Below are 24,589 nucleotides of genomic sequence, written 5' to 3'. Positions count from 1 at the left end.
CCGAAAATACCATTATCCCTGCATCCATCATAGTTCCTTAAACAATTAAATAACAAAAAAGCCTCCCACGGTCGGGGAGACCTTCAAAGGATAAAAACTATCCTTCAACACCATTTGACAAATTTCCAAAGAAACGGCCTCACTCCAGATGAATACTGGAATGAAGCCGCTTAGAGACAGATTCAACTTTATAATATTTCATCTGTCAACTTGACAGGGACTAGTGCAGACGGTTATTTTTTAATGTTCATTTTTAGCAGTGGCATCGTTTGCTTTCATGATCGGTGGTAAGACGCACAAGATCACGGCAAAGATCACACTGATGATCAAGCTGGTTTTTGGATCGTATGGGGCGGAGTTTAACGCACCGATCAAAAAGCCAACGACTTGGCCGAGGATAGCTCCCCAAAAAATAGTTGCAAGATAGCGCATATGATCCCTCTTTTCATTTCTCAATCTTAACACCGGTTCAAGATTTTGCAAGCAGAATCGGGTACAATGAATGAGAGGTGAAATGATGTCCTTCACACAATTACAAGTCAAAAGCAGCTTTTCGCTGCTGCAAAGTCCCATCACCATCAAAACCTTGATCCAAACTGCCAAAGCGCGCGGCTATACGGCGCTGGCACTAACTGACGTGAATGTTTTGTACGGTAGTGTCGAATTTTATCGCCAAGCCAAAGCCGCGCAGATCAAGCCATTGATCGGATTGACCATCCAAATTGCTGATGCGCAAGTGGTCGTGATCGCCGAAAGTGATGTTGGCTACCATCAACTTTTAAAAATCAGCTCGCAGATCAAATTAGCCACGCAACCTGTCAAACTCGCCGACTTGCCAGATTTTTCCGGCTTGGCGGCGATCGTGCCTGGCGCTTATTTGCTGACGGCAGGCTTTGGCGATGTTTGGGCCAGCGGCGATGCCTTCCTTGACGCCTTACGCCAAAAAAAGCCGGCTTCGCTTGATATTGGCTTGCGGCAACAAGACTTGCAGTCTGAACTGCCTGCTTTTGCCCAAGCGCGGCAGCTGCCGATCGTGGCATTAGGCGATGTCAATTATCTCGATCCCAACGACGCCTTTAATCAAAAAGTCTTACAAGCCATTGAAGCGGGGACCCCGCTGAATCTGCGCGATCCGACTTTAATGGATCCAGGGAGCCAATGGTTGAAGCCGCCAGACGTTGCAGCGCAACCGTTTATCGACGCTGGTTTGCCAGCGGCCGTCACCCGCTCGCAAGCCATTGCCGATCAAGCAGAAGTGACGATCCAATTCAAACAACCGCAACTGCCACATTTTGATACCCCTGATGGCTTAGATGCCATTACTTACTTAACGCAGCTGGCGACTAAAGGTTTACAGGCACGCTTTCAAAGCGCCGCAGTGCCAAGGGCGTACACCAAGCGTTTGACCTATGAGCTGAAGGTGATCAGCGACATGGGGTTTGCGGATTACTTTTTGGTGGTATGGGATGTGATGAACCACGCCCATCAAGTCAATATCATGACTGGCCCTGGGCGTGGTTCTGCGGCTGGGGCGTTGGTGGCTTGGGCTTTGGCGATCACTGAAGTCGACCCGATCAAATACCATTTGTTATTTGAACGCTTTTTGAACCCAGCGCGGGCGCAAATGCCGGATATCGATTTGGATATCCCGGATAATCGCCGCCAAGAGTTGATCGAATATGTGCACCAACGCTATGGCGATGACCATATGGCGCAGATCATCACCTTTGGCACGTTTGGGGCCAAGCAAGCATTGCGCGATGTTGCGCGGGTGTTTGGGCTGAGTCAATTTGATAGCAACAAATGGAGCGCAGCGATCCCTAGTGTTTTTCATATCGATTTGCAAACGGCATACCAGCAGTCGCAAGCGCTGCGCAACTTGGTTTCTGATTCTGAACAAAATCAGCAATTATTTGCCACGGCGGTGGCGTTAGAAGGCTTGCCGCGCCATGATTCGACGCATGCGGCAGGGATCGTGTTGGCCCAAGAGCCGCTGACGGATACCGTGGCGCTACAAACCGGTGGCGACGGCATCGCGCAAACCCAAGTCCCCATGGGGGATGTGGAAGCTTTAGGGTTGTTGAAAATGGATTTCTTAGGGCTACGCAATTTGAGCATTTTGGCCACAGCCAGTTATTGGGTGGAAAAACTCACCGGCCACGCCTTTGACCCGAAAACGATTCCGCTTGATGACCCGCAAACGCTGCAATTGTTTGCTCGCGGAGATACCAATGGGGTGTTTCAGTTTGAGTCCAGCGGGATCCGCCGGGTGTTGCGCAATCTTAAACCCACCAGCTTTGAAGATGTGGTGGCCACCAATGCCTTGTATCGTCCTGGTCCGATGGAAAACATCGATCACTTTATTGCCAGAAAACAAGGCCAAGAGCCGATCACTTATGCTGCGCCTGCGCTTGAGCCGATTTTAAAGCCGACTTACGGCATTTTGGTTTACCAAGAACAAGTCATGCAAGTGGCCAGTGCCATGGGCGGCTTCAGCTTAGGCGAAGCCGACTTATTGCGCCGGGCCATGAGTAAGAAAAAACAAGCCGTTTTAAAAGAAGAACGGGCGCGCTTTTTGGCTGGCGCTAAAGCCAAAGGGTATACCACGCAAGTTGCTGAAACGGTATATGATTATATCGATCGCTTTGCCAATTACGGCTTCAACCGCAGTCATGCGGTGGCGTATTCGATGATCGCTTTTTGGCTGGCGTATTTGAAATGCCATTTTCCCACAGCATTTTTTGCGGCGCTCATGAATACCAGCTTAAGCAACACCGAAAAGTTGCGCGTTTATGTGCAAGAACTTAAAGACCGACAAGTGCCGTTATTTGGACCTGACATCAACCAAAGCGGCCGCTACTTCACGTTGCAAAAACACGGGATCCGTTTTGGCTTGTCAACGATCAAAGGGGTGCGGCGCGATTTTGTTGAAGCAATTTTAACGGCGCGCAAAAACGGGCCGTTTAAAGACTTACGCGATTGCTTATCGCGCATTGACGCCAAATGGTTGAAAAAAGACACCTTTGCGCCATTGGTTTATGCTGGTGCCTTTGACCAGTTTGACCCAAATCGCGCCAAGACCTTGGCCAATCTCGATGAACTGATCCAAAGCATTGCCTTATCTGGAAACAATTTGGAATTGTTTGCGGTGCTAGCGCCAAAAGCGGTCGAGGTGCCAGACTTTTCGCCAGTTGAACGCCTAGATCAAGAAGCCGCAGTGTTAGGGGTGTACTTATCTGGTCATCCAGTGGATCGCTATGTGCAAGCGTTAAAGTCCTTTCAAACTTTGACGTCAGTGTCAGCTTTTGAAGTCGGTGCGCATGTCAATGTCGTACTGGTGGTGCGGCGCATCAAAACCATTCGCACCAAAAAAGGCCAGGAAATGGCATTTATCGACGGTCAAGATGGCACCGGGAGCACATCAGTGACGGTGTTTCCGCAAGTCTTTTCGCGATTGCCGCAGCTTAGTGCCGGGCAAGTGATCGTCGTTGCAGGCAAAATCGAGTCCCGCGACGGCTTGCAAGTGTTGGCAGACAGTGTGCAACTGGCTGATGACGCGGTGGCAAAATTGCCAAACGCCAAGTTATTTCTGCAATTACCAGAAAATTTTGATCAACAGGCGAATTTGCTGAAAACACTCAAAGCCTTTCACGGCCCGATCCCAGTGATCTTAGTGCAACAGCCCAAACGCCAGATCACGCAACTTGCGACGCGTTTTTGGGTCAATGGCGAGGCAGGATTGTTACAGCAACTGCAAAAAACCTTAGGCGCTACCAATGTCGTGTTGCAAGAAAAATGACAAGCTGGTGAAAATCTGGATAAAAGCGCGTTTTTAGGCGACACGATTTCTGAAAAGTGTTAAGATGAATAAGTATTTGAGATCAAGTCATTGATCTTAAAAAGATTATGCATGAGGTGAAATGATGAAACGCATTGGGATTATGACCAGCGGCGGCGACGCTCCTGGTATGAACGCTGCGATCCGTGCCGTTGCCCGTAAAGGCATGCACGAAGGCTTGGAAGTATTTGGGATCAACTATGGTTTTGCTGGCTTAGTTGCTGGTGATATTTTCCAAATGACAGCGCAATCTGTCAACGACACGATCAAACGTGGCGGCACGATGCTTTATTCCGCACGCTACCCTGAATTTGCCCAAGAAGAAGGCCAACTCAAAGGGATCGAACAACTTAACAAGTTCGGGATCGAAGCGCTGGTCGTTATCGGCGGCGACGGTTCGTATCATGGTGCCTTGAAGCTGACTGAACATGGCTACAACGCCATCGGCTTGCCAGGTACGATCGATAACGATATTCCTTACACTGACTTCACCATCGGCTTTGACACCAGTGTCAACACCGTTGTCGAAGCCATCGACCGGTTGCAAGACACTGCGGCTTCTCACGAACGGACCTTCGTGGTTGAAGTGATGGGTCGCGGCGCTGGCGATATCGCCTTGTGGTCTGCGGTTGCTGGTGGCGCTTCTGACGTCATCATCCCAGAACACAACTTCGACGTGAAGAAAGTTGCTGAAAAGCTGCGCAAATCTCGCGAAGCTGGCCAAAAGCATGCGGTGATCGTTTTAGCTGAAGGTGTGATGCACGCTGACGAATTCGCCAAGGAATTATCCGCTTATGGCGACTTCCAATTGCGTTCCACTGTATTAGGTCACGTGGTGCGTGGCGGTTCACCAACTGCCCGCGACCGTGTCTTAGCTTCTGAAATGGGTGCTTATGCCGTTGAATTGTTACTCAACGGCCAAGGCGGCTTAGCAGTCGGCATCCAAAATAACCAGTTGGTCACGCATCCAATGCTTGACCTATTCGACGCCAAGCATGAAGCCCAATTAGATCTTTATGATCTGGCTCATGACTTGTCTATCTAAACTCGTTTAAACTGACGTCCAGTCATTTTAAAAAAATTGTCAAAGGAGCGATTTCTTTTATGAAAAAAACCAAGATCGTTAGCACGCTTGGACCTGCATCAAACAGTACTGATATTATCGTTAAGTTGATCGAAGCGGGGGCTAACGTTTTCCGGTTTAACTTCTCTCATGGTGACCATGAAGAACATTTAGCACGTTTAAACATGGTGCATGAAGCAGAAAAGATCACTGGCAAGACTGTTGGGATCATGCTTGATACCAAAGGTGCCGAAATCCGGACCACTGTCCAAAAGGGCAACAAGTTCGAATTACACACTGGTGATGTGATGCGTATTTCCATGGATGCCTCTCTTGAAGGTACCCCTGAAAAGATCGCCGTTACTTACCCTGGTTTGTTTGATGATACCCATGTTGGCGGCCACGTTCTGTTTGATGATGGTTTGATCGACACTTTGATCACCGAAAAAGATGAAGCCAACCGCGAATTGGTTGTCGAAGTTGAAAACGGTGGCTTGCTTGGCTCCCGTAAAGGGGTCAACGCACCTGGTGTCGGCATCAACTTGCCTGGGATCACTGAAAAGGATGCTTCTGACATCCGCTTTGGTTTGGATCACGGCATCAACTTCATCGCCGCATCATTTGTTCGTAAGCCTCAAGATATCTTGGACATTCGCGAATTGCTTGAAGAAAAAGACGCCTTGAACGTCCAGATCTTCCCTAAGATCGAATCCCAAGAAGGTATCGACAACTTCGATGCTGTGTTGAAGGTTGCGGATGGTTTGATGGTACCTCGTGGCGACATGGGTGTCGAAATTCCTTACGAACAAGTGCCACTTGTTCAAAAGACCATGATCAAGAAGGCCAACGCTGCTGGTAAGCCTGTTATCACTGCGACGCAAATGCTTGATTCCATGCAAGAAAACCCACGCCCAACGCGTGCCGAAGTTTCTGACGTTGCCAATGCTGTTTTTGACGGCACTGATGCAACCATGCTTTCTGGCGAATCTGCTAACGGGGACTACCCAGTTGAATCTGTTGCTGCCATGGCAAAAATCGACGAATACGCCGAAAACGCGATGCAAAACAGCGACACTTACGCTTTGAAGTCATTTGCTAACAAAGAAAACGTCACGGAAGCTGTTGGTCAATCTGTTGCCCACACTGCCCGTAACCTTGGCGTTAAGACCATCGTGGCTGCCACTGAATCTGGCTTCACGGCACGCATGATCTCCAAGTATCGTCCTAAGGCTGACATCCTTGCCATCACTTTTGATGACAAGACGCGTCGCGGCTTGACGGTCAACTGGGGTGTCTTCCCGATCGTTGCTGAAAAGCCTGACTCAACTGATGCAATGTTCGAATTAGCCACCAAGAAGGCTGTTGAACTTGGCTTCGCTCAAGAAGGCGACTTGATCTTGATCACTGCCGGTGTTCCAGTTGGCGAAACTGGTACCACCAACGTGATGAAGGCGCAAATGATCGGCTCTAAGCTGGTTGAAGGCTCTGGTGTCGGCGACGAATCCACTGTCGGTAAAGCTGTTTTAGCAAGCAACGCTGACGAAGCGGCTTCTAAGATGAGCAAAGGCGACATCCTTGTCGTTAAGACCACTGACAAAGACTACTTACCAGCGATCGAAAAGGCCGCTGCTTTAGTTGTTGAAAATGGTGGCTTAACTAGCCATGCCGCAGTTGTCGGCATCGCTATGGGTATCCCAGTTGTTGTCGGTGCTACCGGCGCAATGGACGCCATCACCGATGGTCAAGTGATCACCGTTGATTCTCGTCGTGGGATCATCTACAAAGGTGCTACCAACACCTTGTAATCTCTGATTACAAATTGTGCAAAGAACCAGTACTCGTTTCTGCGAGTGCTGGTTTTTTGTTGCCTTGAAGACCAGGCGATTTGATTGGTTTCATACCAGAAGTCGGCTAATGCTGGCTTTTTGCGGTTACAAGTTAACATAATTCATCAAAAAGACTATGATTAAATCATGGTTTCAGGTAAAGTAGACAGAGACGATTCGTTAAGGAGACGGCAATGGAAAGTTGGGTATTTCTTGGTGGCATTTTTTTGATCGCCGCTTTGGCTAAAAATCGCTCGTTGATGATCGGCGTTGGTTTCGTGATGCTGTTAAAGGCCTTGCCGCCACTGCAACCGGTGTTGAAAACCTTGCAAAGTCAAGGCATCAACTGGGGTGTGACCGTGATTTCAGCAGCGATCATGGTGCCGATCGCAACTGGTGAGATCGGGTTTAAAGAATTATTGAAAGTTTTGCGCGAGCCGGCTGGGTGGATCGCCATCGCCATGGGGGTGTTGGTGGCAGTGCTTTCTGCCAAAGGCGTCGGGTTGTTAGCTCAAAGCCCGGAAATGACCGTCGCGCTGGTATTTGGTACGATCATGGGGGTGGTATTATTACGCGGGATCGCCGCTGGCCCAGTGATCGCCAGTGGGATGGCTTACGTGGTCTTAACGATTTTTAATTTGATCCCGCAACATTAAGGAGAACATCATGAAGTTAAATGGACAGATCTTGACTGCAACAGTCAGTGATCACAATGATAAAAATGTTTTTGCACAATATCAAGGCGATACCTTTGCTATTGATGCGACAGAATTTGAAACGGTGCCAGAAACTGGTGCTGAGGTACACGGTTTTGTTTATGAAAATCAACACGGTGATGCCAAAATGACCACCAAGATCCCTAAGGTCGGCCATGATCATTTTGCGTGGGCAGAAGTCGTTGAAGTGCGTCATGACCTTGGCGTGTTCGTCAATATCGGGTTGCCAGATAAAGACATCGTGGTATCGCTTGATCAATTGCCTGAACTCAGCCGCTTGTGGCCTGCGCGCGGCGACAAGCTGATGGTGGCGTTGACCATCGACAAAAAGCACCGGTTATGGGGCAAGTTGGCAGATGTCGACATGATCAAAGCCGTGTCCAACATTGGCAAACCAGACCAAATGAATTCTGATGTCACGGCAACGGTTTACCGCTTGAAAATGGCTGGCACCCATGTGGTCACGGATGATTACGTGCTCGGATTCATTCATCCTAGCGAACGCGATATTGAACCGCGTTTAGGCGAAGTCGTGCATGCGCGGGTGATCGGCGTGCGGCCAAACGGGGAATTGAATTTAAGCTTGAAACCGCGGGCTTTTGAAGCCATTTCCGATGATGCGGCGATGATCTTAGCCGTGTTGGAACATTCTGAAGACGGGACCATTGCGTTTACGGATAAGTCTGATCCTGAAGCCATCAAGTTGGCCTTTGGGATCAGTAAAGGGGCGTTCAAGCGGGCGTTAGGCAATTTACTTAAAGCCAAGAAGATCAAAGAGCACGATGGTGTGACTGAGTTGTTGAAATAGAGGCCAAAAATGGAGCAATTAATTGCTGATTTTGTACATTATTTAGATGTCGAACGGGGCCTGGCAAAAACGACGCAAACCAGCTATCAACAAGATCTGCGCGAATTTGCCGCTTGGCTTGATACCCAGCAATTAGCTGAATTTCCAGTCGAGTTGGCAGTGGTGCAAGAATTTTTGCGCGTGCAAACGTCAAACAAAGCCGCCAGTTCCATGAGTCGCATGATCTCTGCCATGCGCAAATTCTACCGTTACTTGTTGCGTGAGTCGGTGATCGACCAAGATCCGATGACTTTAGTGGCGTCACCAAAACCAGCGCAACATTTGCCGGCGACGTTATCTGGTAATGAGATCGATCGGTTGATGGCCGCGCCAAATGTGGCCAAACCATTGGGCTTGCGCGATCGAGCGATTTTTGAATTGATGTATGCCACGGGTTTGCGGGTGTCTGAAGTGGTCAATTTGCGCTTGGAACAACTGCATTTGACCTTGAACTTGTTGCAAGTGACAGGTAAAGGCGACAAAGAGCGCATTGTGCCGATCAGTCCCCAAGCTGCACAATGGGTCCAAGAATATTTACAATCGGCGCGCCCGCGCTTGATCAAGCAAGACCAACCGGCAGTGGTATTTGTCAATTTTCATGGTCATCAACTGACGCGCCAAGGCATTTGGAAAAACCTCAAGGCTTATATCGATGCATTAGGGATTGAAAAAAATGTCACCCCGCATACCTTGCGTCACAGTTTTGCCACGAATTTATTAGCCAATGGCGCAGATCTGCGGGTGGTTCAAGAGTTATTGGGTCACAGTGACATTTCAACCACCCAGATCTACACGCATTTGGACAACTCGCATTTGGTTGCCGTGTACCACAAAGCCCATCCGCGTGGCTGATTGCGCGCGTGGCGGGTCAGAAGATAGTTAGCCGGCTAACTATCTTCTTGCCGACTTGCTGGCGTCGCGAGCACCTGCAAGGTGGATTCGAGCAGGTCGATTTGTCCTTGTTTTGTGGATATGGTACAGTAGCTTCTGAGAGTCATTAAATCTGGAGGCTATGATGCTGACGAAATTTAAGCAAGATTATGCCAAGATCGCGATGGGCTTTTTATCGTTTGTCCCTGATCTCAAAGACATCAATCATTTGCAAACTGAACTGAAGCTCTACACCGAAGATCCGACGCATGTCTTATATTTATACCGCGAAGATCGCGACGCTGATTTTGAAGGCGTGGTCGGCGTGGAATCTGCCAACGATTTCGTGATGTTGCGGCATTTGTCACTATCGCCGGCAGTGCGCAATGAATCGACGCAATTTGCGGCACTAAGCGATTTGGTGGCCTTGTATCCTGAACAAAAACTGATGGGATCCATGGAAACCGCTGGCTTGGTGGCCAAGTTCAACACGTTTAGAAAAGAGGAACAACATGGCACTGACACTGGTGCTAGATGACTTTTCTGGGCCGCTGGATCTATTGTGGCATTTGATCCGCACCAATGAAGTCGATATTTATGACATTCCGATCGCTGAGATCACTAGCCAATACCTTGACTACTTGCACCAAATGCAAGAATTGAGCCTGGATGTGGCTGGTGATTATTTTGTTATGGCCGCAAGCTTGATGGCGTTAAAAAGCCAGTTGCTGTTGCCGCAACCAGAAGTGGACGTTGAAGATGACAACTATGTCGATCCACGTTCAGACTTGGTGGCGCAACTGTTGACCTATCAAATGTATCAAGCGGCGGCGAAGCAATTGCAAACTCGCGAAGCCGTGCGGGCGCAATCGTTTGCCAAAAATCCCACCATGCCAAGCAGCGATGTGGCCGTGCCTATGGCGCCTGGGGCGGTGAAGTTACGCGATTTGGTGCAAGCCATGAGTGCTGTGGTGGCCAATCAACTGGCCACCGCCAAAACCATTGCCCATATCGAAGCGGAACCGATCTCGTTGACTGAACGTATTGGCGCGGTGATGAAACAATTGACGCAAGCGCATCAATGTTCATTTGAAGACCTGTTGGCTGAGCACTCAGTTGATGGGGTGGTGACGACTTTTTTGGCAATTTTAGAATTGATGAAAAATGATCAAGTCGATTGCGCGCAAGCCGAACCGTTTGCGCCGATCACAGTGACGTTAAAGGAGGCAGCTTGATGCAAGGGGTGATCGAAGCGGTGTTATATACTGCTGGTACCGCTGGCGTTGAACTGGCAGATTTTGCCGGGATCTTAGGCATCAGTACCGCAGCGATGCGCCAACAACTAGAAGCTTACCAAAAGGCGTTAGCCGACAATGCCAATGCTGGGTTATTCGTGCGCCAAAGCGGGGAGCGGTATTACTTATTGACCAAGCCAGAGTATGCCGACGCCTTGCGCAAATATTTTGCCGGGCCACCAGCGCAAGGTTTGTCACAAGCGGCGCTGGAAGTTTTGGCGATCATTGCGTATCAACAACCGATCACGCGCATTGAAATCGATGAAGTGCGCGGCGTCCAATCTAGCGGCGCTTTGACGACCTTGGCCAGTCGCCAACTGGTGCAAGAAGCTGGGCGCAAAGAAGCGCCAGGGCGGCCGATCCTTTATGCGACAACGCCATTATTTTTAGATTATTTTGGGTTAAAAACCTTGAAAGATTTGCCACCGTTAGAAGCACACCAAGCGCCAAGTGAAATCGACTTGTTTGACTTCAATGTCGCGCTAGAAGGAGCACAAACAGATGAATGAAGAACTAGTTCGCTTACAAAAAGCGATCGCCAATGCTGGCGTGGCGTCACGTCGGCATGCTGAAGAACTGATCGCCAAAGGCCATGTTGAAGTCAACGGTCAAGTGGTCACCGAAATGGGCGTGAAAGTTTCCCCAAAAGATGACGTGTTAGTCGATGGGGTACCTTTGTCTAAGCCGATCGCGCGGCATTACTTATTTTATAAACCCCGCGGGGTGATCACCGCCGTTACCGATGATAAAAAGCGCAAAGTCGTTACCGATTATTTTGAAGAAGTCCCAGAACGGTTATATCCTGTTGGCCGCTTAGATTATGATACTAGCGGTTTATTGATCATGACCAATGACGGCGATTTTGCCAATCAACTGATGCACCCCAAGTTTAAAATCGAAAAACATTACGTGGCCAAAGTCCAAGGCATCCCGACGCGCGCTGATTTGGATCCGTTGCGCAAAGGCATGAAACTCGACGGCAAAAAACTGGCCCCAGCGCGCTATAACATTATTTCCAGCGACAAAACCAAGCGCACCGCGATCGTGGAATTAACGATCCATCAAGGAGTCAACCACCAAGTTAAAAACATGTTAAAAGCAGTCGGTTATCCTGTGATCAAGTTATCGCGGCCTCAATATGGCCCTTTGACCTTAGACGGTCTGCAGCCAGGGGATTATCGCCCATTGAAGCCTCGCGAAGTCGATGCCTTGCGCAAACTGGCCAAAGGTGAAGAGGTCCGTTAAGACCATGGTGATTTTTGTAACTTACTGTTGACAAGTAATCCTGTAAGCTGTTACACTGCAGTTGTAATTAAATAAACTGGTTCGTCTTCAGGGGCAGGGTGTAATTCCCGACCGGCGGTAAAAGTCCGCGACCCGTACCTTGTGTGCGGTCGACTAAGGTGTGATTCCTTGACCGATAGTTAAAGTCTAGATAAAAGAAGATGGGGCTTATCTTGAATCTTACATTCAAATAAGGCCTGTTTGCCCTTGGGTAAACAGGCCTTTTTAGGCTCTTCTGAAGCGACCAACATGGAGGAATGTTCTATGTCTGGTTCTAAGGTGCATCGCCTAGTTGGCATTGCGTTGTTGTCTGCAGTCGGATTTATTTTGCAAATGTTTCTTGAGTTTTCGATTTTGCCGATGTTTCCCTTTTTGAAACTCGACTTATCTGATCTCACAGTACTTTTAGGTGGGTTGTTATATGGCCCAGTTGGTGGCGTGGCAGTCGCGTTTGTCCGTTCGTTGTTACACTTTTTGATGACTGGGGCTGGGATCGTCAACTTAGTTGGGGACTTGGCCAGCTTTATTGCCAGTGTCGGCTTCATGTATCCTGTGGTGATGTTGATGAAATCCAAGAACTCGCTGGGTCGCCAAATGGCCGGCTTAGCTGGTGGGACGATTTCGTTGACGGTGATCATGAGTATTTTGAACTTGGTGGCGATCATGCCGATGTACTTAGCGGTGATGAATTTCCAATTAGGGATGTCCACCACCAAGTACGTGTTGATCGGCGTGGTACCTTTCAACTTGATCAAAGGCGTGGTGGTTTCTGTCGTGTTCTTTGCTTTAGCCAAAGCTTTGATGCCTTGGTTAGATAAGCAACAAGCCATCCAAGCCCAGCGCATGCAACAAATGCACTAATAAGTCACCAATCAACCACGCTTAACGGCGTGGTTTTTCTTTGGGTTCAAAAGGATGATCTGAGCGTTGGATCGCGCCAGTGGGACAACGCGTGAAGGCTTTTTTGAATAAAATCGCTTGGGCTGGGGTCAATGGGTGGCTTCCGGTGTTTTGATCAGGGACAAAACTAGCGATGCCATTTTCATCATAATCGAACAATTCTGGGGCGAGCATTTGGCAAAGACCACAGGCAATGCATGCGTCTGGGTCCACATGCGCGTATAATGGATGCATAACTTCCTCCAAGGTGGTGAGTGTGTGTTAGATGACTTCCTATTACAATTCTTTGATGCCAAACCGCGGCGTGAGCTGGCATTGTATTTGTTGTTGACCGGCAAAAAAACCGTGTCCGTGTTATTTGCCGCACTTGAACATCACCAATTGCCATGGCTTCAATTGTACCCTACGCTGCCGCGGGCGGATTTTCAAGCAGCGATCGGGCGCTTACAAGCCACCCACGCCCTTGAACAAACCGACACTGGGTTGATCTTGATCGATCCTGCCGCCCAAAAAAGTGCCCAACAACGCGTTAGCCTACCAACGGCTTATCAGCCTTGGATGGGGGTCCACGCGTTTGGCCCGCGGTTTCACTTGGCGGTGCAAATGTTGTCTGAAGCCAGCTTTCACAATGCCCGTTATCGGCCAGTCACGCAAGATTGGGCGATCCAGCAAAGTTTGCGGCGCTGGTGGCAAGGCATTGAGGTGACCACCACGATCGCCGAATTGAAAACTTTATTGGCCAGCCTTGACGACGGTGTCGCCAAAGCCCTGCTGAGTGAAGTGATCGGACATGACTTTGTTGGCGCCGGGGATCTTGATGAAATGCGCCAAGTGCAAGTGCTGTCGCAATTGATCGCTGCCATTGAAGCAAGTGATGCGCCTAGCTGGCAAGCACTATGGGGCGGTCGCAAGCCTTTAGGCACCAAAACCCAATATTTGGCGTTACAAATGATCCAACAAGGCGCCAGCCGCCAGCAAGTCAGCGAGCGTTTGCATTTAAAGCCGTCGACCATTAACGAACATTTGTTGACGGCGGCGATTTTTGGCGCCGAGGTGCCGCTGGCGCAACTTTATCCGCCAGCGATGCGAAAAGCACTAGCCAGCGCTGATGCGACGCTTGGGTATCAGCCCTTACTTGAAACAGTTGCTGACAGTGATTTTTTCCAGATCCGCTTATTTCAGATCTTGAGTTTACAAGGTAGGTGGCCACATGGACAAGCTTGAGGCTTTACTGAAACAACATTTTGGTTTCTCACACTTTCGCCTTGGACAAAAAGCCTTGGTGCAAGCCGTGATCGACGGTCGCGATGCTGTGGGGATCTTGCCAACTGGCAGTGGTAAAACGCTATGTTATCAGCTACCAGCTTTAGAACTTGACGGGTTGTGCGTGGTGGTTGAGCCGTTATTGGCGTTAATGGATGACCAAGTGGCGCGGCTGCAAAACGCTGGGCAAAAACATGTGGTGACGTTATCTAGCCGTTTGACGCCGCCGGATTTTCAGTGGTTGTTGGCGCATTTGGACCAAGCGAAGTTCTTATTTGTGGCACCAGAAACCTTGATGCGCCCTGACGTCTTAACCGAACTGGCCCGACTTGCGATCAGTTGTTTTGTGGTCGATGAAGCGCATTGTATCGCCCAATGGGGGCCGGATTTTCGCCCAGCTTATTTGCGCTTAGGCGAAGCGATCCAGCGCTTGCATCCGCGCAGCACTTTGGCGTTGACTGCCACGGCGCCTAAACGCGTGCAACAAGCGATCGTCTCGCAACTGCAGTTAAGCGATCCGAAGTTGGTGATCACGAGCATTGATCGTCCCAATATTTTCTTAGGGGTGAACCCAGTGGCCAACCCAGCTGAAAAACAACAAGTCGGCATGCAACTGATCCAACAAGTCAATGCTGCCACAATCGTGTATTTTGACGCCAAGCGCGAAGCCGAGCGTTGGGCCAAAGCCTTGCAAGCCCAAGGCATTTTGGCAGATTTTTATCACGCCGGGTTGGCGACGCAAAGCCGCGAATTGATCCAGCGGCGGTTCATGGCAGGTGAGCTGCAAGTGATCTGTGCCACCAGTGCATTTGGCATGGGGATCGATAAAGCTGATGTCCGACTGGTGATGTACACCTATGCCCCAGAGTCGCTGGAAGCTTACTCGCAAGGTATTGGTCGTGCTGGCCGCGATGGCCAAAATTCGGCTAGTGTGGTGTTGTTGGCGCCAGGGGACTTGAGCCGGCAAGCCCAATTTGCGCAAAGTTTACCTGATCGGGAATTGATCCAAACGATCTATGCCCATCCAGACGCCTATGTGGATTTTGATGACCCGCAAGTCGCGTTATTGCAAGCGTATGTGCAATCTGGGTTTTCACAAGCCCAGGTGCAACAGCTGTTGGCCCAACGCGCTGATGAAAAACTCACCAGTGCCCAAGCAGTGGCGACTTATTTGACCAGTAGCGGCTGTAAGCGTGCGCTGTGGTTGCAATATTTTGATACACCAGCTAGCGCCCATCACGACCAATGCTGTGGGGTGTTGGCCACACCCCAAATCGAGGCCTTGGCTGCAAGCGCTTTGCATCCGATCGAAAACCGCTCGTGGCAAGCAGATTTTGCCCGGTTATTTAACGAAGTCTAAACCCTTTTGGCAAGCATCTATGATACAATAATTGAAGTATGTGAGGGGGGATCGGTTTGCGCAAGAAAACCACCAATAAAGAGGAACCTGTCCAACAAGACGCTTCCGACCAAACCAAACCATGGAATAAACAATTTGAAGATGACCGTGACGATGAAGGTAACTTGTCACGCGTTGCGACACGCAAGAAAAAGCGTGGCGGCTCCATTTTGGCGATCGTGGTATGGGTGGCGTTGGCATTATTGATCATCATTCCAGTGACTTGGCAGGCGTTGCGGAACAATTCCGCCAATGGTAGCAATTACACCAATGATAAGATCACAGTGACGTCAACGACGAAAAAAGCCAAAGCCCATTCGTCGAGCAAAAAATCTGAAAGTGCCAAAAAATCCAGCAGCTCGACGTCTAGCAAGCCATCCAGTTCGTCTAGCGTGGCCTCCAGTGCGCCTGCTTCTAGTTCAAGTGTGGCCAGCTCAAGTGCTAGTGTGGCATCAAGTTCAAGCAGCGCAGCGGCCACTGGCACTTACACCGTCAAAGCCGGCGACAACTTATATCGCATTGCGGTCAACCATGGCATGACGTTAAGTCAGTTACTGCAATTAAACGGCTTATCCAGTGGCGCCAATATTTCGGCTGGCCAAACTTTGAAAGTCAACCAGTAACCACAGTTGAGTCGGCGACGGCTCAATTTTTTTGGCGCAATGGATCAAAAACATCGAAGGGGTATCAACAATATGCAAATTGCAATCGACGGGCCAGCAGGGTCTGGAAAAAGTACCATCGCCAAACTTGTGGCCAACAAACTTGGTTTTATTTATTGTGACACTGGCGCCATGTATCGCACCGTAACGGTGATGGCGTTGCGCTTGGGGATCGATCTCAGCGACGAAGAAGCGATCATGGCCCAACTGAAGCAATTGGACATTCGCTTTGTGCCGAGTGCCGATGGTCAAAAAGTGTTGATGAATGGCACCGATGTGACGTTGGCGATCCGCCAACCCGAAACCACCAACAATGTGTCGCAAGTGTCGGCATTACCGAAAGTGCGCGCCGAGTTGGTGCAACGCCAACGTGACATTGCCGCCCAAAATGATATCGTCATGGACGGACGCGATATCGGCACCACTGTCTTGCCAAATGCCGAAGTGAAAGTCTTCATGGTCGCTTCTGTGGAAGCACGCGCCATTCGTCGGCACAAAGAAAATGTTGAAAAAGGCATCATGACGCCGATTGCCCAACTGGAAGCAGAAATCGCTGAGCGCGACCGCAAAGATTCCACTCGCGCAGTGTCGCCATTGCGCAAAGCCGCTGATGCAGTGGAGATCGACAGCACTCAAATGACCATCGATGAAGAAGTCGCTGAGATCATTGCCTTGGTATCCAAACATTCTGCGTGATTTTCAACGAAAAAGTTGGCATTTTTCACGAGAGTTAGGTACAATAGACCATGTATGACAGTCGTATAGGAGGATTTTTTTGGCATGAGTGAAAACAACGTAAACGAAAACGCCCAAACAATGGCGGATGCTTTGAACAGCGTCGAAACCGTTCATATCGGTGACACCGTGAAGGGTGAAGTATTAGCCGTAGAGGACAAGCAACTGATTGTCGGTATCGAAGGCACCGGTGTAGAAGGTGTCGTTCCTCTGAAAGAATTATCAACTCAGCCAATCGATGATATTCGTTCGGTTGCTAAAGTCGGCGATGAGATCGACCTAGTGGTCATCTCCACGATTGGTAAAGATAAGGAAAACGGCCAATACCTGCTTTCCAAGCGCCGCTTAGAAGCGCAAAAAGTTTGGAAAGAGATCCAAGCTAAATTTGATGCTGGTGAAACCATCACCGCACCAGTGACTTCCGTTGTTAAAGGCGGCTTAGTCGTTAATGCTGGCGTGCGTGGCTTCGTGCCTGCATCGATGGTTGAAGATCACTTTGTTGAAGATCTTAACCAATATAAGAACCAAGAACTTGAATTCAAGATCATCGAAATCGAACCATCTGATAACCGTTTGATCCTTTCTCACCGGGCGATCGTGGAAGCTTCTAAAGCTGAAGCACGCAAGGAGATCTTTGCCAAGTTACAACCTGGTGATGTCGTTGAAGGTAAGGTCGCTCGCTTAACGAACTTCGGTGCCTTTGTTGACCTTGGTGGCGTTGACGGTTTGGTCCATGTCTCAGAAATTGCTTTTGACCATGTTGACAAGCCATCTGACGTGCTTAAAGTCGGCCAAGAAGTGAAAGTTAAAGTCCTCGCCATTGACGTTGACCGCGATCGAATCTCCTTGTCCATCAAAGCAACTTTGCCTCAACCTTGGGACAATGTTGAAACTGAAGCCCCAGCCGGCGCTGTCCTTGATGGTACGGTTCGTCGCTTGACTAGCTTTGGTGCCTTTGTTGAAGTATTCCCTGGGGTTGAAGGTTTGGTTCATATTTCCCAAATCTCTCACGAACACATTGCGACTCCTCAAGATGTCTTGAAGGAAGGCCAACAAATCAAGGTCAAGGTCTTATCTGTTGACCCAGCCGCACATCGTTTGGCTTTATCTATCAAAGCCCTCGAAGAAGCGCCTGAAGGTGCGTCTGAAGAAGAACCTCGTCAAAGCCGTCCTCGCAACAACAACCGTGATAACAGCCGCAACGATCGTCCTCGTCGCAACAACCGTCAAGACCGCACGTCGATCCCAGCCGAATATCAACAAGATGATTCCGGCTTCTCTTTGGGCGACATGCTCGGTGATGCATTGAAGGACTTTGGCAAAGACGAAAAGTAATTTTCATCAATGCAAATAAGCAAGCGGGACAAAAGTGATTTTGTCCCGCTTTTTGCTGGATTCAAAGCGCGTGCCGATCCGGCATGTCGTGTTAAAATGTTGGCACCAACTCGAGAGGCGCATTACCTGAAGTGCCTCGGAAACAAGTAAAGGAAGTGACAAAATGGTATTACCAACTCTGGCCATTGTTGGCCGTCCAAACGTGGGCAAATCGACCATTTTCAACCGCATCATCGGTGAACGGATCTCCATTGTCGAAGATACCCCTGGGGTCACCCGTGATCGGATCTACGGCAAAGCGGAATGGCTTGGCAAAGAATTTGCCTTGATCGATACTGGTGGGATCGATATGGGGGATGAACCGTTTTTGTCTCAAATCACCCAACAAGCGGAAATCGCCATTGAAGAAGCAGATGTGATCTTATTTTTGACTTCTGTAGAAGCCGGGGTCACTGACGCGGATGAAAAAGTCGCGCAGATCTTATATCGCGCTGACAAGCCAGTGGTGCTTGCCGTCAATAAAGTCGATAACCCAGAACGTCGCAGTGAGATCTATGATTTCTATTCTTTGGGCTTTGGTGAACCTTATCCTTTGTCTGGGACTCATGGGATCGGCTTAGGCGACGCTTTAGATGCGGTGCTGGCAGCTTTTCCAAAAGAAGGGCAAGCGCCTGAAGATGATTCGATCAAGTTCTCCTTTATCGGGCGTCCGAATGTCGGCAAGTCCAGTTTGGTCAATGCCATTTTAGGCGAAGAACGGGTCATTGTGTCAGATATTGAAGGCACGACGCGCGACGCCATTGATACGAAGTTCGTCGCCGGCGATCAAGAGTTCACCATGATCGATACTGCGGGGATCCGCAAACGTGGTAAAGTTTACGAAAGCACCGAAAAATATGCGGTGATGCGGGCTTTGCGCGCGATCGATCGCTCAGATGTGGTGTTGGTCGTGTTGGATGCTGAAACCGGCATTCGCGAACAAGATAAAAAAGTGGCCGGTTATGCGCATGAAGCAGGGCGTGGGATCATCATTGTGGTCAATAAATGGGATACCTTGCACAACAAGGATAACCATACCATCCAAGAATTCGAACAGCATATTCGCTCGGAATTCCAATACTTGGACTACGCTCCGATCGTGTTTGTGTCTGCAAAGACCCATCAACGGTTGAAAAACCTGCCTGATTTGATCACGATGGTTTCTGAAAACCAAAATCGTCGGATCCAAAGTTCGGTGTTGAACGATGTCTTAATGGATGCCATGGCGGTGACGCCAACGCCAACCATCAACGGCAAGCGTTTGCGGATCTATTATCTGACCCAAGTGGCGGTCCAACCGCCGACATTCGTGGCTTTTGTCAACGATCCGGACTTGCTCCACTTTTCGTATCAGCGCTTTTTGATCAACCAATTGCGCCAGACTTTTGATTTCGATGGCACACCGATCCATGTGATCGCCAGAAGCCGCAAGTAATCAAGCTTGTCGGCGCTTGCACAAGGTTTAGGCCGTTTTCATCCAAAATCTGTGATTCTGCGTGAACTTTCGCCTTAAAAACGCGAAAACCCTTGCTACACCGGCGTTGGTGTGCTATCTTTAAGCATGAAATAGTGATACGTATTGGTCATTGTTTCCTCATGCTGTGAAGATACTCACAGTTGGGACTTTAGGTGGCAACACTTAAATCTATATGGAGGTGAAATTGCTCATGGCAAACAAAGCTGAATTGATCGAAAGCGTTGTGGAAAAGACTGGTTTAACCAAGAAAGACGCAACTGCTGCTGTAGACGCTGTCTTCAGTTCGATCCAAGATAACTTGGCCGCAGGTGCTAAGGTTCAACTGATCGGTTTCGGTAACTTCGAGGTGCGCGAACGCGCCGCTCGTAAGGGCCGCAACCCTCAAACTGGTGCAGAGATCGAGATCCCTGCATCTAAGGTACCAGCATTCAAGCCTGGTAAGGCTCTCAAGGACGCTGTTAAGTAGTCTCCTGAGACAATGATACACATAACGGCTGAGTCCCAATGGGATTCGGCCGTTTTTTCGCGAATGGATGGAGGCAAACCATGAGCTTTTCAGAACAAATGTTAGCAGCCTTAGAAAAAGGCGACCAAGCCAGCGCGCGGGAGCTATTCACCCAAGCGTTGCAACAAGATGATGACGAAACCTTGTACAATCTGGCTGGGGAATTATATGCATTAGGGTTTATCGGCCAAGCCCAACGCATCGATGAAGAATTGTTAGGCAAGTATCCAGAAATGGACGAATTGCGCGCAGATCTTGCTGATATCGCCGTATCCAATGGCGATGCGGATAAAGCCTTGAATTATTTGGCGCAGATCAAACCAGATTCAGATAGTTATGTGGCGGGGCTAATGACGCAAGCTGACGTGTATCAAACCCAAGGCCTCTATGAAGTGAGTGAACAAAAACTGTTGACCGCCCAGCGCTTGGCGCCAGATGAACCAGTGGTCACTTTTGCGTTAGGCGAATTGTATTTTGACTGGGGCAAGGATTCTCAAGCCGCCTTGGCTTATTCTGACTTGATCGCAGCAGGCGTGGACAACATTGCCAATGTCTCAGTCAAAGCGCGCTACGGGGCGGTGCTGGCCAATCTCGGGCAATATGAAGATGCGGTGGCGGTGTTTGAAGAACTCGGCGACACGCTGGATTTCAACAGCCGCTTTACGCTCGGCGGGTTGTATTTGCAACTCAAAGACTATCCGCGCGCCATCGACACGCTTAAAGCCGTGCTTGAAGAAGACGCTAGCTTTGCCAATGCCTACTTGCCACTGGCACAAGCGCAAATGGCCGATCATCAACCAGCCGAAGCGTTGTCGACGGTGCAAGCCGGGATCCAAGTGGATGACACCAATGCCGACTTGTTTGCCGTTGGCGCAGATCTAGCGTTAAAAAAAGAAGATAACGACTTAGCCACCACTTATTTGCAAAAAGCCCGCGCCATTGATCCGGAAAATCAAGCGGTGATGCTGGCTTGGAGCAACTTGTTGTTAGCCAAGCACGAAGACGAAGACAATGTGGCGTTTTTGGAAGCAATCGACAAATCTGGAGATGTGGATCCGCAGATCTATTGGAACTTAGCCAAGTCGTATGACCGCTTGGATGATGTCGACCATGCGCGGGAAAACTACTTGTTGGCCTTTGGGTCGTTTCAAGATTCGGCAGACTTTTTGCGCGATATCATCGACTTTTTCCAATCCACTGCGGCGATCGCCGAACTCAAAGCGGCGTTGACGCGTTATGTGGCCTTGGTACCTGATGATGATCAAATGCAAGCGCGGCTGGATGAATTAAACGCGGAAAACTGATTTCTGGTATAGTTGAAGCGAGGTGTTTTTATGCAAATTGATTTAACGCATCCAGATTTTCAAGCCGCGATCCCGATTTTACAAACGATTGAGCGAGCTGGTTATGAGGCTTACTTTGTTGGCGGCAGTGTTCGCGATGCTTTGTTAGGCTTGCCGATCCATGATGTGGACATTGCCAGTTCCGCATATCCAGAAGAGATCAAACAAATTTTTCACAAAACCGTGGATACTGGCATCCAACATGGCACCGTGATGGTGTTGCAACATGGGGTCAGCTATGAAGTGACGACGTTTCGCACAGAATCCACGTATCAAGATTTTCGCCGGCCAGATCATGTGACTTTCGTGCGGTCATTGGCCGAAGACTTGAAGCGCCGCGACTTCACGGTCAATGCGCTGGCGGCACGCCATGACGGCACCGTCGTGGATCTATTTGGTGGCATCAACGATCTACAAGCACAAGTGTTAAAAGCGGTAGGCGACGCGCATGCGCGCTTTCACGAAGATGCGTTGCGTATGATGCGCGCAGTGCGCTTTGAAAGCCAGTTAGACTTTTGCATTGAAGCCGATACCCGCCAGGCAATCGAAGCAAATGCAGCTTTGCTGGAAAAAATTTCCGTCGAGCGCATTGCCACTGAATTTGTCAAAATGATGCGCGGTCAAGCACGCGCTGCTGGCTTGACAGATTTTGTGGCCACTGGCTTAAGTGAACATGCACCACTTTTTGCCGGACATCAAGCCCAGCTTCAAGCGCTTGTCGCAACGGACCCAGCGCCAATCACGTCAGACGCAGTGGTGTGGACGCTGATCGCTGCTGGCTTGGCGTTGCCGCCAGTGAAGGTGATGAAAGCTTGGAAGCAAGCCAACGCCTTAAGCAGTACGGTGCAACGCGCTGTGGCTTTATTGCCACAAATCGCTAAAAAAGCGCCTTGGCCATTATTTGAAGCTGGCGCAGACGGTGTGGAAGCCGCGGCGTACACGCAAGCGTATTTGCAGCCAGGCTTTGATGCCCAAGCGATTTTGAAGGCTTATGCGCAGTTGCCGATCAAATCTAGCCAAGAGTTGGCGGTCAATGGGGGTTTGTTGATCAAAAATGGCTTGAAACCTGGTCCCAAACTCGGGCGGATCTTGCATCAGCTGGTTGTGGCAGTGGTCACAGGCAAGTTAGCCAATGATCAAGACACGCTGCTCAAAGTGGCATTGGCTCAATAGTCAAAAAAAGTCGCCTCGGCGGCTTTTTTTGATGGGTCAGGTGCTTGGCAATTGAAGCGAGTTTTGTATGCTTGGGCAATATTTGTTAAACTAAGCCATAGACCAACGAGGAGCATATCCATGCAAACATTAAGCGCAACTGGCGTCAGTAAGGCATATGGCGACAAACAATTATTCAAATCGATCGATTTTTTGATCAACGAAGGCGACCGCATCGGCTTGATCGGGGTCAACGGCACTGGCAAAACCACATTATTGAATGGTTTAGCCCAGACCGATCCGTTTGACGATGGCGAAGTGGAAACTAGCAAGACTTATCGGATCGCGTATTTGGCGCAAAAACCTGACTTAGATCCCACTAAAAAAATTATGGACGCAGTTTATGGCGGCCAAGGCCCGGTGTTTGCGGCTTTGCGGCAATACCAAACCGCCTTGGCGGCCTACACCAACGACCCGATGGACGCCCAAGCGCAAGCCCGCTATGAAAAAGCAGACGCCGCGATGACCCAAACTGACGCATGGTCGGTTGACACTGACATCAAAACCATTTTGACGCAGTTGCATTTGCCAGATCTTGACCAAACCATTGGCAGCTTATCTGGCGGCCAACAAAAACGGGTCGGCTTGGCGCAGGTGTTGATCGAATCGCCGGATCTGTTGATCTTAGACGAGCCAACGAACCACTTGGATTTTGATTCCATTGCCTGGCTGGAAAAGCGCTTGAGCACGTATAAAGGGGCTTTGCTGGTGGTCACCCATGATCGCTACTTCTTAGACCGGGTGGCCAATGCCATTTGGGAGCTGGATCACGGCCAGTTGTATCAATATGCGGGCAACTATGAATCCTATGTTGAAAAAAAGGCTACTCGCGTTGAACAAGACACGGTGGCGGCTCATAAACAGCAGCAGCTTTACCAACAAGAACTAGACTGGATGCATGCCGGCGCCCAAGCGCGTTCGACCAAGCAACAAGCGCGGATCAATCGCTTCAATGAGATCAAACAAGATATGAACGAGCGACCAGCCGCGCAAGGCCAAGTGGAAATGAAAGTGGCATCGACGCGTTTGGGCAAAAAGGTGATCGTGTTTAAAGATGCCAACTTGACCATCGGCGATCACCATATTTTGCAAGATTTTGATTGGCTGGTGCAACCAGGCCAACGCATCGGCATCACTGGGCAAAATGGGGCCGGCAAATCGACGCTGTTGAATGTGATTTCAGGCCTGCGCCACCTTGATTCTGGCGTGGTTGAAATTGGCGATACCGTTAAGCTAGGCTATTACACCCAGTTGTCGCAAGATCTGCCCAATGACAAGCGGGTGATCGCGTACTTGCAATCGATCGCTGAAGGCTTGGTGACGGATTCTGGCGAGCGCATCACCGTCACCCAATTGTTGGAACAATTCTTGTTTCCTCGCAGCATGCACGGTGAATTGATCGGGCGGCTTTCTGGCGGGGAAAAGCGGCGCTTGTATTTGTTGGCGATTTTAATGGAACAGCCGAACGTGTTATTGTTAGACGAACCGACGAACGATTTAGATGTGGCGACGTTGACGGTGTTGGAAGATTATTTGGCCCAATTTCCTGGCACGGTGATCACCGTCAGCCATGATCGTTACTTCTTGGACAAAGTGGCTGATCACTTGCTGATTTTTGACGGCAATGCCAAAATTGAACGTGCTGTGGGGCTGTTTTCTGATTATTTAAGCAAACAAACACAATCCGCTGCCACCCAAGCCGCACCGACCAAACCCAAAGCGGCACCAGTCGTCGCTGACAAGCCGAAAGTCAAAACCAAATTGACTTATGCCGAAAGCATCGAACATGACCAACTGCAGCAGCAAATGGATGCGTTAGATGCGCAGATCTCAACTTGGCAAGCGCAAATGGCTGCAGCTGATGGCAAAGATTATCAAAAACTTGGCGAGTTGCAGCAACAGATCGATGATGCCAATACGAAATTAGATGACATGTTTGACCGTTTTGCCGCATTAGATGAATACGTCAACTAGGAGGAT

Annotated in this window: 23 protein-coding genes and 1 riboswitch; of the genes, 21 read left to right on the top strand and 2 right to left on the bottom strand. The window is 49.5% G+C overall.

The features are described from left to right. Positions 1-240: 240 nt before the first annotated feature. Positions 241-432 (bottom strand): YjzD family protein, encoded by a 192-nt coding sequence (locus ACKTSG_RS01230; protein ID WP_407891143.1) that lies wholly within the window; start codon positions 430-432, stop codon positions 241-243. 85 nt (positions 433-517) lie between these two features. Between ACKTSG_RS01230 and ACKTSG_RS01225 the strand changes: the two genes are divergently transcribed. From ACKTSG_RS01225 to ACKTSG_RS01175, 11 genes are all read left to right on the top strand, one after another. Then, on the top strand, positions 518-3,799 hold the full coding sequence (locus ACKTSG_RS01225) for a DNA polymerase III subunit alpha (protein WP_407891141.1): 3,282 nt from the start codon (positions 518-520) through the stop codon (positions 3,797-3,799). Between the two features lie 124 nt (positions 3,800-3,923). Continuing rightward, positions 3,924-4,883 carry a 6-phosphofructokinase gene (gene pfkA, locus ACKTSG_RS01220; RefSeq protein WP_407891169.1) on the top strand — a complete coding sequence of 320 codons (960 nt, stop codon included), beginning with the start codon at positions 3,924-3,926 and terminating at the stop codon, positions 4,881-4,883. Positions 4,884-4,942: 59 nt separating this feature from the next. Then, positions 4,943-6,706, top strand: coding sequence for a pyruvate kinase (gene pyk, locus ACKTSG_RS01215; protein ID WP_407891139.1), 1,764 nt, complete (start codon positions 4,943-4,945; stop codon positions 6,704-6,706). Positions 6,707-6,921: 215 nt separating this feature from the next. Beyond that, complete coding sequence (locus tag ACKTSG_RS01210) at positions 6,922-7,383, top strand: DUF441 domain-containing protein (protein WP_407891138.1); 462 nt, start codon at positions 6,922-6,924, stop codon at positions 7,381-7,383. A 10-nt stretch (positions 7,384-7,393) separates the two neighbouring features. Further along, the gene (locus ACKTSG_RS01205; RefSeq protein WP_407891136.1) at positions 7,394-8,251 is read left to right on the top strand and encodes a S1-like domain-containing RNA-binding protein; all 858 of its coding nucleotides are present in this window, start codon (positions 7,394-7,396) and stop codon (positions 8,249-8,251) included. 9 nt (positions 8,252-8,260) lie between these two features. Further along, complete coding sequence (gene xerD, locus ACKTSG_RS01200) at positions 8,261-9,142, top strand: site-specific tyrosine recombinase XerD (protein ID WP_407891134.1); 882 nt, start codon at positions 8,261-8,263, stop codon at positions 9,140-9,142. A gap of 163 nt (positions 9,143-9,305) precedes the next feature. Then, complete coding sequence (locus ACKTSG_RS01195) at positions 9,306-9,698, top strand: N-acetyltransferase (RefSeq protein WP_407891132.1); 393 nt, start codon at positions 9,306-9,308, stop codon at positions 9,696-9,698. Then, the gene (locus ACKTSG_RS01190; protein WP_407891130.1) at positions 9,673-10,395 is read left to right on the top strand and encodes a segregation and condensation protein A; all 723 of its coding nucleotides are present in this window, start codon (positions 9,673-9,675) and stop codon (positions 10,393-10,395) included. The genes ACKTSG_RS01195 and ACKTSG_RS01190 overlap by 26 nt, the downstream gene beginning before the upstream one ends. Continuing rightward, entirely contained in the window at positions 10,395-10,964 is a 570-nt protein-coding gene (gene scpB / locus ACKTSG_RS01185) for an SMC-Scp complex subunit ScpB (RefSeq protein ID WP_407891129.1), read from the top strand. The genes ACKTSG_RS01190 and scpB overlap by 1 nt, the downstream gene beginning before the upstream one ends. Next, the gene (locus tag ACKTSG_RS01180; RefSeq protein WP_407891127.1) at positions 10,957-11,700 is read left to right on the top strand and encodes a pseudouridine synthase; all 744 of its coding nucleotides are present in this window, start codon (positions 10,957-10,959) and stop codon (positions 11,698-11,700) included. Before scpB ends, ACKTSG_RS01180 begins: the two co-directional genes overlap by 8 nt. 79 nt (positions 11,701-11,779) lie before the next feature. Continuing rightward, a riboswitch (FMN riboswitch) is annotated at positions 11,780-11,906 on the top strand. Positions 11,907-12,003: 97 nt separating this feature from the next. Beyond that, a complete protein-coding gene (locus ACKTSG_RS01175) occupies positions 12,004-12,600 on the top strand; it encodes an ECF transporter S component (RefSeq protein ID WP_407891125.1) in 597 nt (198 codons plus the stop codon). 21 nt (positions 12,601-12,621) lie between these two features. On the opposite strand, the gene ACKTSG_RS01170 is transcribed toward ACKTSG_RS01175, so the two are convergent. Then, entirely contained in the window at positions 12,622-12,873 is a 252-nt protein-coding gene (locus tag ACKTSG_RS01170; protein ID WP_407891123.1) for a ferredoxin, read from the bottom strand. 24 nt (positions 12,874-12,897) lie between these two features. On the opposite strand from ACKTSG_RS01170, the gene ACKTSG_RS01165 reads away from it, so the two are divergent. The 10 genes from ACKTSG_RS01165 to ACKTSG_RS01120 all read left to right on the top strand — a co-directional run bounded on the left by ACKTSG_RS01165 (position 12,898) and on the right by ACKTSG_RS01120 (position 24,583). Next, entirely contained in the window at positions 12,898-13,863 is a 966-nt protein-coding gene (locus ACKTSG_RS01165; RefSeq protein ID WP_407891121.1) for a helix-turn-helix domain-containing protein, read from the top strand. Then, complete coding sequence (locus ACKTSG_RS01160; protein ID WP_407891119.1) at positions 13,850-15,262, top strand: RecQ family ATP-dependent DNA helicase; 1,413 nt, start codon at positions 13,850-13,852, stop codon at positions 15,260-15,262. The genes ACKTSG_RS01165 and ACKTSG_RS01160 overlap by 14 nt, the downstream gene beginning before the upstream one ends. Before the next feature lie 56 nt (positions 15,263-15,318). Then, positions 15,319-15,924, top strand: a complete 606-nt coding sequence (locus tag ACKTSG_RS01155; protein WP_407891117.1) for an SAG1386/EF1546 family surface-associated protein — start codon at positions 15,319-15,321, stop codon at positions 15,922-15,924. Between the two features lie 72 nt (positions 15,925-15,996). Beyond that, positions 15,997-16,659, top strand: a complete 663-nt coding sequence (gene cmk / locus ACKTSG_RS01150; RefSeq protein WP_407891115.1) for a (d)CMP kinase — start codon at positions 15,997-15,999, stop codon at positions 16,657-16,659. Between the two features lie 84 nt (positions 16,660-16,743). Continuing rightward, positions 16,744-18,033, top strand: coding sequence for a 30S ribosomal protein S1 (rpsA, locus tag ACKTSG_RS01145; protein WP_407891113.1), 1,290 nt, complete (start codon positions 16,744-16,746; stop codon positions 18,031-18,033). Between the two features lie 163 nt (positions 18,034-18,196). Further along, entirely contained in the window at positions 18,197-19,507 is a 1,311-nt protein-coding gene (gene der, locus ACKTSG_RS01140) for a ribosome biogenesis GTPase Der (RefSeq protein ID WP_407891111.1), read from the top strand. A 232-nt stretch (positions 19,508-19,739) separates the two neighbouring features. Then, positions 19,740-20,015 (top strand): HU family DNA-binding protein, encoded by a 276-nt coding sequence (locus ACKTSG_RS01135; RefSeq protein ID WP_054715215.1) that lies wholly within the window; start codon positions 19,740-19,742, stop codon positions 20,013-20,015. An 80-nt stretch (positions 20,016-20,095) separates the two neighbouring features. Beyond that, complete coding sequence (locus tag ACKTSG_RS01130; RefSeq protein ID WP_407891109.1) at positions 20,096-21,358, top strand: tetratricopeptide repeat protein; 1,263 nt, start codon at positions 20,096-20,098, stop codon at positions 21,356-21,358. 30 nt (positions 21,359-21,388) lie between these two features. Continuing rightward, positions 21,389-22,570: a CCA tRNA nucleotidyltransferase gene (locus tag ACKTSG_RS01125; protein ID WP_407891107.1), complete on the top strand. Its 1,182-nt coding sequence runs from the start codon at positions 21,389-21,391 to the stop codon at positions 22,568-22,570. A 120-nt stretch (positions 22,571-22,690) separates the two neighbouring features. After that, positions 22,691-24,583: an ABC-F family ATP-binding cassette domain-containing protein gene (locus tag ACKTSG_RS01120; RefSeq protein WP_407891105.1), complete on the top strand. Its 1,893-nt coding sequence runs from the start codon at positions 22,691-22,693 to the stop codon at positions 24,581-24,583. Positions 24,584-24,589 lie beyond the last annotated feature (6 nt).

The sequence above is a fragment of the Lacticaseibacillus salsurae genome (assembly GCF_045862175.1).
GTDB lineage: Bacteria > Bacillota > Bacilli > Lactobacillales > Lactobacillaceae > Lacticaseibacillus > Lacticaseibacillus salsurae.
This window is presented reverse-complemented; position numbering and strand designations above follow the sequence as displayed.